This window comes from Mesorhizobium ventifaucium, from assembly GCF_935822925.1.
Lineage (GTDB): Bacteria > Pseudomonadota > Alphaproteobacteria > Rhizobiales > Rhizobiaceae > Mesorhizobium > Mesorhizobium ventifaucium.
In genome coordinates, this window is record NZ_CAKXZS010000011.1 from 504,724 (window position 1) to 519,901 (window position 15,178).

At 63.7% G+C, this 15,178-nt stretch carries 9 protein-coding genes; 3 read left to right on the forward strand and 6 right to left on the reverse strand.

Annotated features, from left to right (window positions below):
- Position 1 precedes the first annotated feature (1 nt).
- Positions 2-736 carry a 4Fe-4S dicluster domain-containing protein gene (locus NMG70_RS10630; RefSeq protein ID WP_254024431.1) on the reverse strand — a complete coding sequence of 245 codons (735 nt, stop codon included), beginning with the start codon at positions 734-736 and terminating at the stop codon, positions 2-4.
- Positions 733-3,663, reverse strand: a complete 2,931-nt coding sequence (locus NMG70_RS10635; RefSeq protein ID WP_254024432.1) for a molybdopterin oxidoreductase family protein — start codon at positions 3,661-3,663, stop codon at positions 733-735. The genes NMG70_RS10630 and NMG70_RS10635 overlap by 4 nt, the downstream gene beginning before the upstream one ends.
- Before the next feature lie 278 nt (positions 3,664-3,941).
- Between NMG70_RS10635 and NMG70_RS10640 the strand changes: the two genes are divergently transcribed.
- A complete protein-coding gene (locus NMG70_RS10640) occupies positions 3,942-4,844 on the forward strand; it encodes a LysR substrate-binding domain-containing protein (protein WP_254024433.1) in 903 nt (300 codons plus the stop codon).
- A 6-nt stretch (positions 4,845-4,850) separates the two neighbouring features.
- Here NMG70_RS10640 and NMG70_RS10645 read toward each other — a convergent pair whose 3' ends face one another.
- The 4 genes from NMG70_RS10645 to NMG70_RS10660 form a co-directional block, all read right to left on the reverse strand.
- Positions 4,851-6,107 (reverse strand): Hsp70 family protein, encoded by a 1,257-nt coding sequence (locus NMG70_RS10645; protein ID WP_254024434.1) that lies wholly within the window; start codon positions 6,105-6,107, stop codon positions 4,851-4,853.
- Positions 6,108-6,212: 105 nt separating this feature from the next.
- Positions 6,213-7,004, reverse strand: coding sequence for a TIGR02186 family protein (locus NMG70_RS10650; protein WP_254024435.1), 792 nt, complete (start codon positions 7,002-7,004; stop codon positions 6,213-6,215).
- Positions 7,004-7,927 carry a sulfite exporter TauE/SafE family protein gene (locus tag NMG70_RS10655; RefSeq protein WP_077377364.1) on the reverse strand — a complete coding sequence of 308 codons (924 nt, stop codon included), beginning with the start codon at positions 7,925-7,927 and terminating at the stop codon, positions 7,004-7,006. Before NMG70_RS10655 ends, NMG70_RS10650 begins: the two co-directional genes overlap by 1 nt.
- 191 nt (positions 7,928-8,118) lie before the next feature.
- Positions 8,119-12,084 (reverse strand): peptidoglycan-binding protein, encoded by a 3,966-nt coding sequence (locus NMG70_RS10660; RefSeq protein WP_254024436.1) that lies wholly within the window; start codon positions 12,082-12,084, stop codon positions 8,119-8,121.
- 480 nt (positions 12,085-12,564) lie between these two features.
- On the opposite strand from NMG70_RS10660, the gene NMG70_RS10665 reads away from it, so the two are divergent.
- Both NMG70_RS10665 and NMG70_RS10670 read left to right on the forward strand, forming a co-directional pair.
- The gene (locus tag NMG70_RS10665; protein WP_254024531.1) at positions 12,565-13,026 is read left to right on the forward strand and encodes a MerR family transcriptional regulator; all 462 of its coding nucleotides are present in this window, start codon (positions 12,565-12,567) and stop codon (positions 13,024-13,026) included.
- Positions 13,027-13,322: 296 nt separating this feature from the next.
- Positions 13,323-15,119, forward strand: coding sequence for an acyl-CoA dehydrogenase (locus NMG70_RS10670; RefSeq protein ID WP_254024437.1), 1,797 nt, complete (start codon positions 13,323-13,325; stop codon positions 15,117-15,119).
- Positions 15,120-15,178 lie beyond the last annotated feature (59 nt).

Here is a 15,178-nt window from a genome sequence, read left to right on the forward strand (position 1 = left end):
ATCAATGCGAAAGCATGCGGTCGACCCAGCCAAGGAAACCGCCTTCGGCTCGCACTGGTTCGAGCGCCGGTGCCGGGACCGATGCGGCGCGCGGCGTCTGGGCGCGCGGCGGCAAATATTTGTTGGTTGGCTGATAGCCGAGTTCGGGCATCAGGTCGACACCGCCGCGCTCGGCCACCAGCTGCGAGATCGCCGACGCTGGATCGCCGAGGTCGCCGAAATGCCGCGCGCTGGTCGGGCAAGCGGCGACGCAGGCCGGCACGCGGTCTTCTTCGGCCAGATTGTCGTTGTAGATGCGGTCGACGCACAGCGTGCACTTCTTCATCACGCCGACATCGGTATCGAACTCACGCGCGCCATAGGGGCAGGCCCAGCTGCATAATTTGCAGCCGATGCACTTGTCTTCGTCGACCAGCACGATGCCGTCCGAGGCCCGCTTGTAGGAGGCGCCGGTCGGGCAAACAGTGACGCAGGCCGGTGTTTCGCAATGCAGGCAGGAGCGTGGGAAATTGACCGTGCGCCCACCCATCTCCGTCATGTGCTCATAGCTGTGCACGCGGTTGAACCAGACCCCGTCGACATCGCCGCCATAGGGATCGATGTCGGTCAGCGGCGCCATGTGACCGCCGGTGTTCCATTCCTTGCAGGCGGTAACGCAGGCCTGGCAGCCGACGCAGGTGTCGAGGTCGATGACCAGTCCGAGTTTTTTGTCGGTATGGGCGGGAAGGCAGGTCATTCGGCAGCTTCTCTTGCCCGACGGAACTCGGCGCCGAAATTGAGCTTGTCGGGCGAGGGTTCGAAGTGCGGCGGCTGCCGGAAGCGCTCGAACTGCGGCTCGGTGAAGCCGGCTTCTCCAGCCGCGCATTTGACGATGCGGACGCGCAAATCGAACCATGCCGCCTGGCCGGTGACCGGATCGGAATTCGAATAGCGCCTGCCATTGGCATCGGCGGAGGTCTGGTCGCCGATGATATGGTTGAGCAGGAAGCCGCGGTTGGATTCGGCCGCGTCGTCCTTTAGCCCCCAGCTGCCGCGCCGCTTGCCGATCGCGTTCCAGGTCCATACCGTGTCCACGTTGACGCCGTCGACCAGCTTGATCTGTCCCTTGACCTTGCCGTTGATGCTCTCGATCCACACCCAGTCGTCATCGACAAGCCCGAGGCCGGCGGCCGTCCGGTTATGCACGAACAGCCGGTTCTGGCTGGTGATCTGCCTGAGCCAGGCGTTTTGCGAGCCCCAGGAATGATACATGTGCATCGGCCGCTGCGTCAGCGCATGCAGCTTGTATTTCTCGAGGTCGACAGCCGCCTCCTCGAAGGGAGCGTACCAGAACGGCAATGGGTCCATATAGGTCTCGATGCGGCTGCGCTCCGCCTCCGGCGGCAGCACCCGCCCATGGCCGCGCGCCGCGAGGCGAAACCGCTGCATTGGCTCGGAATAGAGCTGGAACACGATTGGCTCGGCCTTCGGGATGAAGCCCATATACTCGGCAAACTCGAGATAGGAGCGGTTGGCCATCTTGTAATAGCGCTGGTCGCCCGCAAAATCGTGATGCCAGAAGCCGCCATTGTCGATGTAGCGCTGAAGCTGGTCGGGATTGGCCTCGCCCCTGCCGATCGAAGTTCCGTCCTTGCCGCGCCAGCCGGCGAGCGGGCCGACGCCCGGCGTGCGCTCATGATTGACGATGTAATCGGCATAGTCGCGGTATTTGGCCGAGCCGTCGTCGTCGACGAAGCCGGGCAGGCGGAGCCGCGCGCCGAGCTCTATCAGCACCGTCTGGAACGGCCTGACGTCGCGATCCGGCTCGACGACCGGATGACGGATGGCGTCGCCCGGTCCATCGGCATGGCTGATCGGCCGGTCGAGCAGGCTGATGCAGTCATGACGCTCGAGATAGGTGGTGTCCGGAAGCACGAGATCGGCGAACGGCACGGTCTCGGAATAATAGGCGTCGGAATAGATGATGAACGGGATCTTGTACTCGCCCGACGCATCCATATCGGTGAGCATCGCCATCGTCTCGACGGTGTTCATCGACGAGTTCCAGGCCATGTTGGACATATACATGAACAGCGTATCGATCCTGTAGGGATCGCCGGCCCAGGCGTTACGGATGACCGTGTGCATGAGCCCGTGTGCTGCCAGCGGCGCATCCCAGGAATAGGCCTTGTCGATACGGATCGGCGTGCCGGCGTCGTCGACCAGCAGATCGTCCGGCCCACAGACGAATCCAAGCGGCATGGCTTCGAGCGGCGTCATCGGCCTGACGTCCTTGCCCGCCGGCGTCGGCCCCGGCGGCGCCGACCGCGGATAGGGCGGCTTGAAGCGAAATCCGCCGGGCACGTCCACCGTACCCAGGAGTACTTGGAGCAGGTGGATGGCACGGCAGGTGTGAAAACCGTTCGAATGGGCCGAGATGCCGCGCATTGCGTGCATCGACACCGGCCGGCCCTTGATCGTCTCGTGCCGGCGGCCGGCCCAGTCGGTCCACGCCACCGGCAGTTCGATCGCCTGTTCGAAAGCGACATGCGCCAGTTCGGCGGCAATCCGGCGGATGGTGTCGGCGGCAATGCCACAGCGTTCGGCGACCGCATCGGGAGAATAGCTCTCCCGCAGATAGCGGTCGGCAACGAGCTGGAAGACCGGAACGCAGCGGCGGCCATCGACCTCGAAGTTGCCGGTCAGCGCCGGCTTTGTACCATTATCAGTGGCGCTGACGGAGACTTTAGCCAGCCTGTCCCAGGCCAGCGGATTGCCGCCACTGTCGCGCGCGAACAGTCCGTCATCGGCTGCACCCGGCTCCTGGATGACGAGGACATGGGCGTTGGTGTAGCGCAGCAGATAATCGAGATCGACGCGGCCGGCCTTCAGCAGTTCGTGGATGAGGGCAAACACGAATAGGCCGTCGGTGCCGGGTCGGATGCCGATCCAGTCATCGGCAATGGCGTTGTAGCCGGTGCGGCACGGATTGATCGAGACCACCTTGGCGCCGCGCGCCTTGAGCTTGCCGAGGCCGATCTTGATCGGATTAGAATCATGGTCTTCGGCGACGCCGAACAGCATGAAGTACTTGGTGTTGTCCCAGTCGGGCTCGCCGAACTCCCAGAACGAGCCGCCGATCGTATAAAGCCCGCCGGCCGCCATGTTGACCGAGCAGAAGCCGCCATGGGCGGCGAAATTCGGCGTGCCGAACTGGCTCGCCCACCAGCCGGTCAACGATTGCGACTGATCGCGCCCGGTGAAGAAGGCGAGTTTCTTCGGGTCGGTGCGGCGTATCCTTGAAAGCCGTTCCGTCGCGATGGAAAATGCTTCCTCCCACGCGATCTCGCGAAACTCTCCCGAGCCGCGCGGACCTGTGCGCAGCAATGGTTTCTTCAGCCGGGCCGGACTGTAGTGCTGCATGATGCCGGCGCTGCCTTTGCCGCACAGCACGCCGCGATTGACCGGATGGTCCTTGTTGCCGTTGATGTAGCGGACCTTGCCGTCCTTGATGTGGACGTCGATACCGCAGCGGCAGGCGCACATGTAGCAGGTGGTCTTGGCGATGCTGTCGGAGACATCAGGCGACGTATCGACGCCATCACCCTCGTCGGGCGCGCGCGTGTCGGCAAGCGACCGTTGGGACGGTGCGGAATTGGCGCCGCGCAACGGTCCGTGGTTCATGATCCGGCGCTTTTGCGGTCTACGAATTTGGCTCTCGTCTTCGGCCCGGGGCCGCGCATGTAGTGTTCTTCCGGATGATAGCGGTTGCCGGCAAGCCGACGCCGCAGACCGCGGTCTAATGGGCAAACAAGGATTTGAACCGCCCGATCACTTTTCTACCCCTTGCAGGTTAGCCGCGATTTTTTTTCCAACTCCGCCCGGAAAATTAGAACAAAGCCATCGATCCGTCTAACAAGTTGCTCTTGTAATTCCAATCGAATTTGTTTCTTAATACTCTCATGACCCTGGACCAACTGCGGATATTCGTTGCCGTCGCCGAACGGGGCCACATGACCAAGGCGGCCGAACTGCTGGGCATTTCCCAGTCGGCCGCCTCGGCCGCCATCCGCTCGCTCGAGCAGCAGCATGGCGTCCAGCTGTTCAACCGGGTCGGTCGCAACATCGAGCTGGCGCAGACCGGGCGCAGGTTTCTGCCCGAGGCCAAGGCCGTGCTCGAACGGGCGGCTGCCGCCCACGACGTGCTGGAGCACGTCTCGCAGACGATCACCGGCAGCCTTTCCATCGCCGCCAGCCAAACCATCGCCAGCTACTGGCTGCCGCGCCGGCTGGCCTCCTTCCACGAGGCCTATCCCGCGGTCAGGCTGAGCGTGACCATCGGCAACACCAGGCAGGTTGAGACCACTGTACTGGACGGTACGGCTGATTTTGGCCTGGTCGAGGGCCGCACTGAATCCGACATATTGCGGCGCGCCAAGGTCGATGTGGATCGCCTGATGCTGGTCGTGGCGCATTCGCATCCCGAGATCGCCGAAGTCTCGCGCGGGCATCCCGATATCAGGGAGCTCCGCTGGATCATCAGGGAAGGCGGATCAGGCACGCGCGAGGTGCTGGAAGATCTTGCCCGCCGCGAAGGGATCTCGTTCGCGGACCTGCGGATATTCCTGGTGCTGCCGAGCAACGAGGCGGTCCGTCAGGCGGTCGAGGCCGGCGCCGGCGCCACCATCATTTCGGAGCTCGTCGTCGAACGCGCGGTTGCCGAAGGCAGCTTGCGGCCCGTGTCGATCGATCTGCCGAAGCGCGATTTCGCCATGATCACGCATCGTGACCGGCAGGCAAGCCTGGCCCAGATGGCTCTCAAGGCACATCTCGGCGCGAAGGCCGGCGAGACCGCCCGCCGGTAAGCCGGGTCAACCGAATTTCCGCTGCGCATCGAGCGCCAGACCAAGCCCGACCGAGCCGAACATGTCACCTTCGATGACCGACGCCTGCGGCACCAAAGCCAATATCTGCTGCCTTGCCAGCGGGATGGCGGTCGATCCGCCGGTCAGGAACACCGCGGTTATGGCGGACGGTTTCACCTGCGCGTCGCGGATCGTCTCACCAACCGTCGCGGCCACCCGTTCGATATCCCTGGCGATCGTGTCGTCGAGCCCGGCGCGCGTAATTTCGGTCGCAAACTTCGCTCCCGTCAGCGCCACCATCACCTCGGCGGACGATTGCTCCGTCAGCGCGATTTTGGCGCTCTCGACCAAAGCCGCCAGCGCGTGCCCGTATCGATGCTCGACGATGTGAATGAAACGGTCGACCAGGTCGGCGCGTTCCGCCTCGTAGCGGATCTGGCGCAGATGCGTCATTGCGCGGGCGGTGTAGACCAGATTGATGCGCTGCCATGTCGCCAGGTCGATGAAGTAGCTGGCCGGCAAGTTGCGCTTGCCGTCCTTGGTCGGCGAGAGGTAGCCAAGTTGCGGCATCACATGGGCGATGCTCAACAGCCGGTCGAAGTCGGTGCCGCCAATGTGGATGCCTCGGCTGGCCAGGATGTCGTCCTTGCGATCGAGGGAGCGGGCGCGCTGCGGGGAGACCCGCACGACCGAGAAGTCGCACGTGCCGCCGCCCATGTCGACGATCAGCGCCAGTTCTTCGCGCGTCACCTTTTGCTCGTAGTCGAGCGCCGCCGCGATCGGCTCGAACTGGAAGGCGATATGCTTGAAGCCTTGGGTGCGGGCCGCGTTTTCGAGTTCACCTTCGGCCTTGGCGTCGGCCTCGGCATCGTCGTCGACGAACTGCACGGGACGACCGAGCACCACGCTCGCGACCACTTCGCCGGCATCCTCTTCCAGCCTTCCCTTGAGGTGACCTACGAACAGACCGATGATCTCGGTGAAGGCGATCGATCGGGCTTTGATGCGCGTCTTTTCATGGACCATCGTACCGCCGAGTACGCTCTTCAGCGAGCGCATCAGGCGACCTTCGATACCGTCGGTATAATTGGCGATTGCGCGGCGCCCGAAATAGGTGCGGTTGTCCTCGAAATTGAAGAACACTGCGCTCGGCAGCGTCACCTCGCCGTCTTCCAGCGCCACCAATCGCGGCCGCCAGTTCCTGATCACGCCGACGGTGGAATTCGAAGTGCCGAAGTCGATACCGCCGAATGCTGGTCGCATCGCAAAGTCCTGTATTTTTGATTTGGGGAGCGACAGCCGGTGTTCGGCCCGGGGTCGCGGTCTAACCCACGGGCGTAAAAAGGGGAACTGCCTTTTGAAGAGAGTTTAATCCTTCCGGAAGACGAGCCTTCCGAGCCAGCCTGTCAGCATGGCCAACGACACCGCGAAGACGCCGTACAGGAAAGAATAATCGTGGGCGACGCGGAAGATCGACTGTTCGAAACCGGATTTGCGGATTTCGAGCTGGGCGGAGCTTTCCTTGATGAACAGGCCGCTCTTGAACAGGAACGCGCGTGCCTTGTGGGTGCCGACCGGAACATTGGGGGCGAGCCTGACGGTGGCGCGGAACAGGTTCTGCGACAGGAACTGCACGCCGCCGACATTCACGCTGTAGAGGCCGGTCGCCGTCTTGCGCTCGCGCAGCGCCGCGGTGAATTCCTGGATGGTCGCCGGACTGTCGTCATCGTCGGCCGGCTGCATGTAGATGTTGGCGGCGCCGAGCGACAGTTGCTTGTAGCTGTTGGGGTCGGTGACGTCCTGCAGCGGCCGCGTCGTCGCCACCGAATAGGACACCGGCACATTCTTGAACGTCTCGGACTCCAGATTGATCCAGATGCCGACCACCCTATCCTTGCGGCGCACGACGACCTTCCGGGCCGGACCCTCAAGCACGACGACGATGTCGTAGCGCCCTTGGCGGGCGACACGCGGGTCGGCATTTTCCAATGAGCCGAAGATGGTAAGGTCGGCACCGGAAAACCCGGCGGTGATTGAGACATAGTCGGTGGACAGGCCGATCTGGATGTTTTCGGTAGCCGGCGTTTGCGCTCTTGCCGGTGACGAGGCGGCGAACAGCGACAGCAAAGCAGCGGCCAGGAACGGCTCAAAGCGCGCCATCAGGTCGGGTCCACGCCGGACAGGGAATACAGGCTGGGCGGTGTCACGAACAGATCGATGGCGAGCCGGAAGGCAACCGCCAGCACCAGCAGTGCGAGCAGCGCCCTGAGCTGCTCGCCGCGCAGCCTTTGGCCGGCCTTGGCGCCGTATTGCGCGCCGGCGACGCCGCCCGCCATCAACAGGAAGGCGAGCATGACGTCGACCGTCTGGTTGGTGGTGGCATGGACCAGCGTGGTGTAGGCCGAGGTGAAGATGATCTGGAATAGCGAGGTGCCGATGACGACGTTGGTCGGCACTTTCAAGAGATAGATCAGCGCCGGCACCATGATGAAGCCGCCGCCGACGCCCATGATCGACGACAGGAAGCCGATGCCGGCGCCGAGGCCGAGCACCGGGATGACGCTGACGAAAAGCTTCGAGGCCCTGAACCGCATTTTCAGCGGCAAGCGGTGGATCCAGTTGTGCTGGCCGGATTTCTTCAGCACCGGCGCCGCGCCGCTGCGGGTGGCGCGCAGCGCATTGACGCTCTCGACCAGCATCAGCCCGCCGACGGTGCCGAGCAGCACGACATAGAGCAGCGAGATGAACAGGTCGAGCTGGCCGAGCCGGCGCAGAAAACCAAAGACAAAGATGCCGCCGGTCGAGCCGACGATGCCGCCGGCCAAAAGCACACCGCCGAGCTTGAAGTCGAGCGTGCCGCGCTTCACGTGCGACAATGCGCCGGAGAAGGAGGAGGCGATGACCTGGTTGGCGCCGGTGGCGACCGCGATCGCCGGCGGTATGTTGTAGAAGATCAGCAGCGGCGTGATAAGAAAGCCGCCGCCCACTCCAAACATGCCCGAAAGGAAACCCACCGCCGCGCCCATGGCCAGCAGCACGAAGATGTTGACGGAAATTTCCGCGATCGGGAGATAGATGCCCACCCGTCAGTCTCGATCAGTTTGCCCGTCGGCGAATGCAACCGTTGCGGGCATTCGCGCCAAAAAGCCTATCTCGTTCTTGCGCCGGCCGGGCGACCAAGTCAAACCTCGCCGCGTCGCCGAAACAAAAAACAACTCAATCAGTTAACAGGCAAATGTGTGGCAAAGGCGTCGCGGAAACGACGCATCTGACGTTATTTGCGCGCGAGCAGCGCCTTGACCAGCTTTTCGTCGACCGCGCCGGTCGGCTTCAGGGCGTTGTCGGTCTGGAAAGCCATGATGGCATCCTTGGTTTTCTGGCCCATCACGCCGTCGTCATTGCCGGCCGCATAGCCGTTCTTGTTGAGAATGCGCTGGATGTTCTGAACGACCTTCTTCATATCGACGCTGGCGGTCGTCTGCGGCGTGCCGTCCTGCCACGATTCGGGAATATCGGCCGAATTGGCCGCAGGATCGAGCGGCTTTGCCTTCCACAGTTCCGTGGCGGCGCGTGCGCGTTCGAGCTGCTCGGGCCTGAGCGCCTTGGCGATCTCGTCGCGCTTTGCCGCCGCATCCTTGTCGCCGGTCTTGGCGACGAGCGCGAACCATTTGTAGGACTCTTCGAGGTTCTGCTTCATGCCGACGCCCTTCGCCGCCAGGATGCCGAGATTGAACTGGCTGTCCTTGACGCCGAGCTCGGCGGCCTCCTGGAACCAGTGCGCGGCCGATTCATTGTCGGTCACGCCGTCCGCAGCCATGGCGAAGAGCACGGCGAGATTGTGCATGGCGCTGGCGTTGCCCTGCTCGGCGGCGAGTTGGTACCAGGTCTTCGCCTTCTTGACGTCGCGCTCGACGCCGGTGCCCTTCTCGTATAAGTTGCCGATGCGGTATTCCGCCGGTGCGAAGCCGAGTTCGGCTGATTTCTCGTACCATTTGGCCGCCGCTGCCATGTCTTGCTTGACGCCGCGCGATTCGGCATAGCGCGAGCCGATCTCGAACAGTGCCTTGGCGTCGCCTCCGGCCGCTGCGTCACGCAAGGCAGCCGGGCCGGCATCGGCTGGAATGTCGATCTTGTCAGTGGCCGCCGCTGTCGAAGTATCCGCGGGCGTGACCGTGCCGGTCATGTCCCGGGTTGCGGGCGTGGCGGCCGGCGCCGTGGTAATTGGCTCGGCGTCCGCAGCCGTTGGGCCCGCAGTTGCCGACGCTGTCACATTCGCTGCCGCCGGATCGGGCGACGTCGTTGAAGCCCTTGGCGCAGGAACAGGCTCGGCCGCGGACCCTGAATCCATCGGCGTTTCGGCATCCGACGATATTTCGCCATATGACGGCGTGACGATGCCGGCCTGCGCCGGCATGTCATCCTCGGCTACCGATTCGGACGGCTCTGCCTGCCGGACGGCCTGTGCTGCAGTTTGTGCGTTCGTCTTCGGCTCATTGACGGTACCGATCGATGCGGTTTCCGCTGGCTGCGCGGCAGCCATCGGCGCCGCATCGTTGCTGGCCATTTCGACCGGGTCGGAGACAAAGGCCTTGCCTAATTGCAGGCCGGCGAGCGCCAGCATGACCGCGGCGGCCGCCATCAGAATCGGCTTGCGTCGTGCCTTGAGCAGATCGCCGATCCTGAGCGCCTTTACCGGCCCCCTCATCGTCGATTGCCGCTTGAGAGCGTCGGCCTCGGCAGCGGCCGCCTGCGCCGCGCGCCTGGCAGCGGCGATGAAGTCGGATTTCGATGCATCGGCATTGCCGGCCCTGACGGGCGGGCCGCGTTCGTCGCGCACGCGCTTCATGATGGCGTTGAGGTCAGGTGGGCCGGAGCCGGGCTCCAGCGGCCGGTTGGCAACCTTCGGGTCCAGCGGCTCGTCGAGATCGGCAATCGGTATCTCGACATCAGGCGCGGAGCCGGCAAGCGGTGGAACGATCGTCTCCTTCTTAGCCTTGAAGGCGCGCGCCAGTCCGCCGAGCATCGACTTCCGGCCGCCGGTCGGCTGGCTTTTTTCCGCCGTGCCCGAGCCAAGCGCCGCCATGGCCGCGGCCGCGGCGGCTTCGGCCGGCGTACGCGTGCCCGGGTCGCTACGCGTACCCGGTTCGCTACGCGAACCTTGCTCATTGCTCATCATGGCAGAGACATGGCTGTCGAGGTCGGCCATGTCTTCCGTCAGCGGCAATGGCTGGTCGATGTCCATGGACGGCGCGTCACGTACGGCCATCTTTGACGATCGCACGCCGCGCCAGCTGTCCGGCTCGGCCGGTTGCGTATTCAGAAGTTCGCTCACAGCGTCGGTCGGCTCGCCGGTTTCCAGTGAGCCCAGCCGGTCGACGATCTTGAGCAGCGTGTCGTGGATGGCTTCGAAGGTCCTCGAATTGCGCTCGTCGGAACGGCGCGTCAGTGCTTCGAGCGTCTTCAGATCCTGGGCGAGGCCAGAAACGGCCGCCGTGTTGGCATTGGAGTCGGCCAGCGAGCGGACGGCGCTCTCGGCTGCCTCGCGCGCCGCGCTGAGGATGGAATCACGGGTGCCGGCCAGCGACCTCTCGATTTCGTCGAGACGCGGGCTGATGTCCTCGAAGTCCGGCAGTGGCGTTTCGGGTTTCGAAAGGTGTGCCGACAGGCCTGCGACCTGCGCTTCCAGGCTGCGGATCAGGGCCGGGTCGATGCCGGCGACCTGCGCCGCCGATGAATCCAGCCGGCTTGAAATGTCTTCGAGCCGGCTTTCCAGGCCACGGATCGCCGCTTCGCCTGCGGAATCGGGAACACGCGCTTCCATGCGCTTGGCCAGCGCGCTGAAGCGGGCGTCGATGGCGTCCATGATGCCGGCCCCGTCGATCTGCTGCGGCATGCGCTGGTCCAGCCTGTCGGCGACCTCGTCCAGACGGCGCTCGAGATCGCGAAACAGCATGTTGCCCTGTTCGATCGCGTCGCCCTGGCGGCGCTCCATCATACCGGACAGCACGTCGAAACGCTGTTCCAGCCCCTGGAAGATATAGTCTGCGTCCGGCATGGCAGGCGCCCGGTCGATCTTGTCGGCAATAAGCGCGATCTGCTTGTCGAGACGCTCCAGCGCCTGCTCAGGCAAATTGGCCCGGTTGGCAAGATCGTCGACCCGGCTCGACAGCATGTTGAGGCGGTCGATGACCTCGCCGCTGGGGTGGACTTGCGTCACTTCCTCGATCTGTTCGGCAAGCGAGGCGATCCGCTTCTCGATACGCTCGAATGCTTCGGGGTCGAATGAATTGGCCTGCGCGGCGACGGTCGAGGCGACGATGGCGCGGGAAATCTCGTCCAGCCGCTCGTCGATCATTGCGAATGTGCTGCTGCCGAGATTGTCCTGCTGGCGGGCGAAATGATCGACTGCGCTGGCAAGCGTGCGGACCTTCTCTTCGAGCGAGCGCAGCGACAGCGATTCCGGCAGGTTGTTGACGGCATTGCTGATCTGTTCAAGCCGTTCGGTCAGCATCGAAAGCCCGGGTGCGTCCGACCGCTGTCGCTGATCGGCATCGACACGATCCTCGAACGCGGTCCAGCGGCGGTCGAACTCGTCCCAGCGGCGGCCGACCGCCTGCACGCTCTCCTCGCGCGCCAACGTGTCGAGCGCGGCCTTGACCTGCTCCAGATCGAGCCGGAGCATGTTGACGCTTCTGTCGTCGCTCTTTTCGGCCAGGGACTGGATGGCGCCGGAAAGCCGCTCGAACTCGACGCCGAGTTCGGCGCTGCCTTTGCCTCCCGCCGATAGGCCACCCGGCTGGGTGCTTGCTTGGAAAGCCTGCTCGATGTCCTTGCGCAGCGCTTCGAATTCGCGCTGCAGGCCGGCGGTCATCTGGTGGCGCAGTTCCTCGCGCAGGCCGCGCAATTCGCCGGCGATCTTGCCGACCGCGGCGACGCCGTCTTCCTGGCCGCGCACACGGTCGATGTCGCGGGCGATCGCCTGGTAATTCTGGTCAAAGGCAGCCGGCTCCGGGCTTTTCGGCGGCTGCCCGGGGCGCGGATCCTCATAGGGCCGGGCGCTGGCATAGCGCGGCTCCGCGCCCGGCCGGCGCGGATCGGGACGTTCGCTCAAGTCTTCGCGCGTCCGCTCCAGCCGCTGCTCCAGCGTTTCCAGAGAACGGTTGAGCTGCTCAAGCGTGGTGTACGGCCTGCGCTGCCGGCCGGCGTTGAGTGTATCGAGATAGGACCGCTTGCTGTTCATCGATGCGCCCGTTCAGTTTCACTGCTGGCTTTATGACCAGTTTTCCCAAAGTCCTGCCGGAAACGAAGGCGGCCGCGCTGCTTTGCTGCGGTGGAAGACCAGCTTCCCGGGTTTCACCCCGCTCCGAAAAACCGTGAAAAAATTCGCTACAGGATAAACACGGGTAACCGACATGCGCACATTTCGCCCAACGTGGTAAACAACGCGTTAACCAAGCTTAAGAAGTTGCAACGTTGTTGACGGGCGCCTGAAGCGCCGCCGGGCCATGCGCTGGCGGATGCGGCAAAAAATTCGTCCCGCACAAGGCCCTTGCTTCGTGAGGCGGCTATCGGTATAGAATTGACGTAAACGTAAGGGTGCAAAAGGCTGTGCCGTTTGCGATTGTTTGTTGAAACCACGAGTGGAAGCACGCCCCCGCTTCCACTCAGGCGACGCCCGGTCCGGGACCGCGGCGCCGCCAGATGGGGAAAGCCAGTGACCATGAAATTTGTTTCGCCCGGCGAAGCCGCGGCCAATACCAATGACATGTCTGATAAAGCCGGCGGGGATCTTGTCCGCATCGGCGAGATGGCCAAGAAATACGGAGTAACGCTGCGTACGCTGCGTTTCTACGAGGACAAGGGCCTTCTCAATCCGCAGCGCGACGGCTCGACCCGTCTCTACACGCGCCGCGACAAGGCGCGGCTGAAGCTGATCCTGCTCGGCCGCAAGGTCGGATTCTCGCTGCGCGACGTCAAGCAGATGATGGACCTCTACGACCCCACCGGTTCCAACACCAAGCAGTTGCGGCTGACGCTCGACAAGTCGGAGAAGCAGCTTGCCCGTCTGCAGAAGCAGCGGGCGCTGATCGACGATGCCATCAACGAGTTGAGCAACTCGATGGCGGCGGTGCGTCAGATGCTGACCGAACGCTCGGCGCCGCAGGCCAGCGTCGCCAGATAATTCTTCGCCGGCTTCCGGTGAACGGCCTTCTGGGAGAGAGCCGCGTGGGCCTTGCCTGCGGGGCTCTTTCCGCTGTCTTGCGGCTGCGTAGGGACGAATATTTTTCAATCTGTCCGGACGGGCTACGGCCAGCGCCGTTACGCTTATGAGCGACCGGCGGGGAAAATTGGTCGCATCAAAAAATTGACGTTTACGCAAACGTCAACTTTTGCTATTCCGACCTGAACATTGGTCCGCATGCCCCTGACTTCACATTGGGGGATTCGGGCGTCAAGGCCGCATGGTGGAGGAAACGCATGCCGATCTACAGGGCGCCGGTCCAGGACACGCTGTTTGTGCTGAACGAAGTGCTGGGCTACCAGCGCTATTCCAATCTTCCCGGATTTTCCGACGCGACGCCGGACGTGGTCGAGGCCATCCTCGCCGAGGGCGCCAAGCTCGCTGAAAATGTCATGCAGCCGCTGAACCGCGTCGGCGACATGGAAGGCTGCATGCGCCATGGCGACGGTTCGGTGACAACGCCGAAAGGCTTCAAGGAGGCCTTCGACCAATACCGCGAAGGCGGCTGGATGGGGCTGGCCGCACCCGTCGAATTTGGCGGCCAGGGCCTGCCTTACGCGGTGCATACCGCTGTTTCCGAATATATGATTTCGGCCAACATGTCGCTGATGATGTACCCTGGCCTGACACAAGGCGCGATCGCGGCGATCATTACCCATGGCACCGAGGAGCAGAAGGCGATCTGGTTGCCGAAGCTGGTCGAGGGCGTCTGGACCGGGACCATGAACCTGACCGAGCCGCATTGCGGCACCGATCTCGGCCTGCTGCGCACCAAGGCGGTTCCCAACGGCGACGGCACCTACAGGATTTCAGGCCAGAAGATATTCATATCGGCCGGCGAGCACGACATGTCGGACAACATCGTCCACCTGGTGCTGGCCCGCATCGAGGGCGCGCCGGAAGGCGTGAAGGGCATTTCGCTGTTCATCGTGCCGAAGCTCAAGCTCGATGCATCAGGCCATCCTGGCGAGAAGAACACCGTCTCCTGCGGCTCGATTGAGGAGAAGATGGGCATCCATGGCAATTCGACCTGCGTCATGAATTATGACGAGGCACAAGGCACGCTGCTTGGCGAGACGAATGGCGGGCTGAAAGCCATGTTCACGATGATGAATGAAGCGAGGCTTGGCGTCGGTCTGCAGGGGCTTTCTCTGTCGGAGGTCGCCTACCAGAACGCTGTGTCCTATGCCAAGGATCGCCTGCAGGGACGCTCGCTGTCTGGGCCGAAGGCGCCGGACAAGAAGGCCGACCCGATCATCGTCCACCCCGACATCCGCCGCAGCCTGATGACCATGAAGGCCTTCAACGAGGCCGGTCGCGCGCTGGCGCTGTGGACGGCGATCAAGTCGGACATCGCCCACCGCGCCAGCGACGACAACGACCGCCAGGCCGCCTACGACTACACCGGCCTGATGACGCCGGTGGTCAAGGGCGTGCTCACCGACAAGGGTTTCGACCACGCGGTGATGGCGCAGCAAGTGTTCGGCGGGCACGGCTATATCGAAGAGCACGGCATGAGCCAGTTCGTGCGCGATGCCCGCATCGCCATGATCTACGAGGGTGCCAACGGCATCCAGGCGCTTGACCTGGTCGGCCGCAAGCTGGCGTTGAATGGCGGCCGCGCCGTGCAGGCCTTCTTCAAGGAGGTCGGCGAATTCTGCGAGGAGAACCGCACTGACGAGAAGATGGCGCCCTTCACCAAGGCGCTGAAGAAGGGCCTCAACGATCTGCAGGCGGCGACGATGTGGCTGATGCAGAACGGCATGGCCAAGCCCGACAACGCCGGCGCCGCCTCGACCGACTACATGCATCTCTTCGGCCTGGTGGCGCTGGGCTATATGTGGGCGCAGATGGCCAAGGCAGCCGGGGCGAGATTGGCGAATGGCGCCAATGGTTCTTCGGCCTTCTATGACAGTAAGCTGGTGACGGCGCGCTTCTTCATCGAGCGGATCATGCCGGAGACGTCGGCGCACCTCGCCCGCATCTCCAGCGGCGCGGACACGCTAATGGCGCTGCCGGCGGAAGCGTTCTAAGCTCGACGTTCCCCTCCCCCTTGAGGGGAGGGTGGCCGCGAAGCGGCCGGGAGGGGTCC

Bases quoted from the DNA above. Each gene is read 5' to 3' on its own strand.
- NMG70_RS10630 (WP_254024431.1), bottom strand. From the start codon at position 736: ATGACCTGCCTTCCCGCCCATACCGACAAAAAACTCGGACTGGTCATC.
- NMG70_RS10635 (WP_254024432.1), bottom strand. From the start codon at position 3,663: ATGAACCACGGACCGTTGCGCGGCGCCAATTCCGCACCGTCCCAACGG.
- NMG70_RS10640 (WP_254024433.1), top strand. From the start codon at position 3,942: ATGACCCTGGACCAACTGCGGATATTCGTTGCCGTCGCCGAACGGGGC.
- NMG70_RS10645 (WP_254024434.1), bottom strand. From the start codon at position 6,107: ATGCGACCAGCATTCGGCGGTATCGACTTCGGCACTTCGAATTCCACC.
- NMG70_RS10650 (WP_254024435.1), bottom strand. From the start codon at position 7,004: ATGGCGCGCTTTGAGCCGTTCCTGGCCGCTGCTTTGCTGTCGCTGTTC.
- NMG70_RS10660 (WP_254024436.1), bottom strand. From the start codon at position 12,084: ATGAACAGCAAGCGGTCCTATCTCGATACACTCAACGCCGGCCGGCAG.
- NMG70_RS10665 (WP_254024531.1), top strand. From the start codon at position 12,565: ATGAAATTTGTTTCGCCCGGCGAAGCCGCGGCCAATACCAATGACATG.
- NMG70_RS10670 (WP_254024437.1), top strand. From the start codon at position 13,323: ATGCCGATCTACAGGGCGCCGGTCCAGGACACGCTGTTTGTGCTGAAC.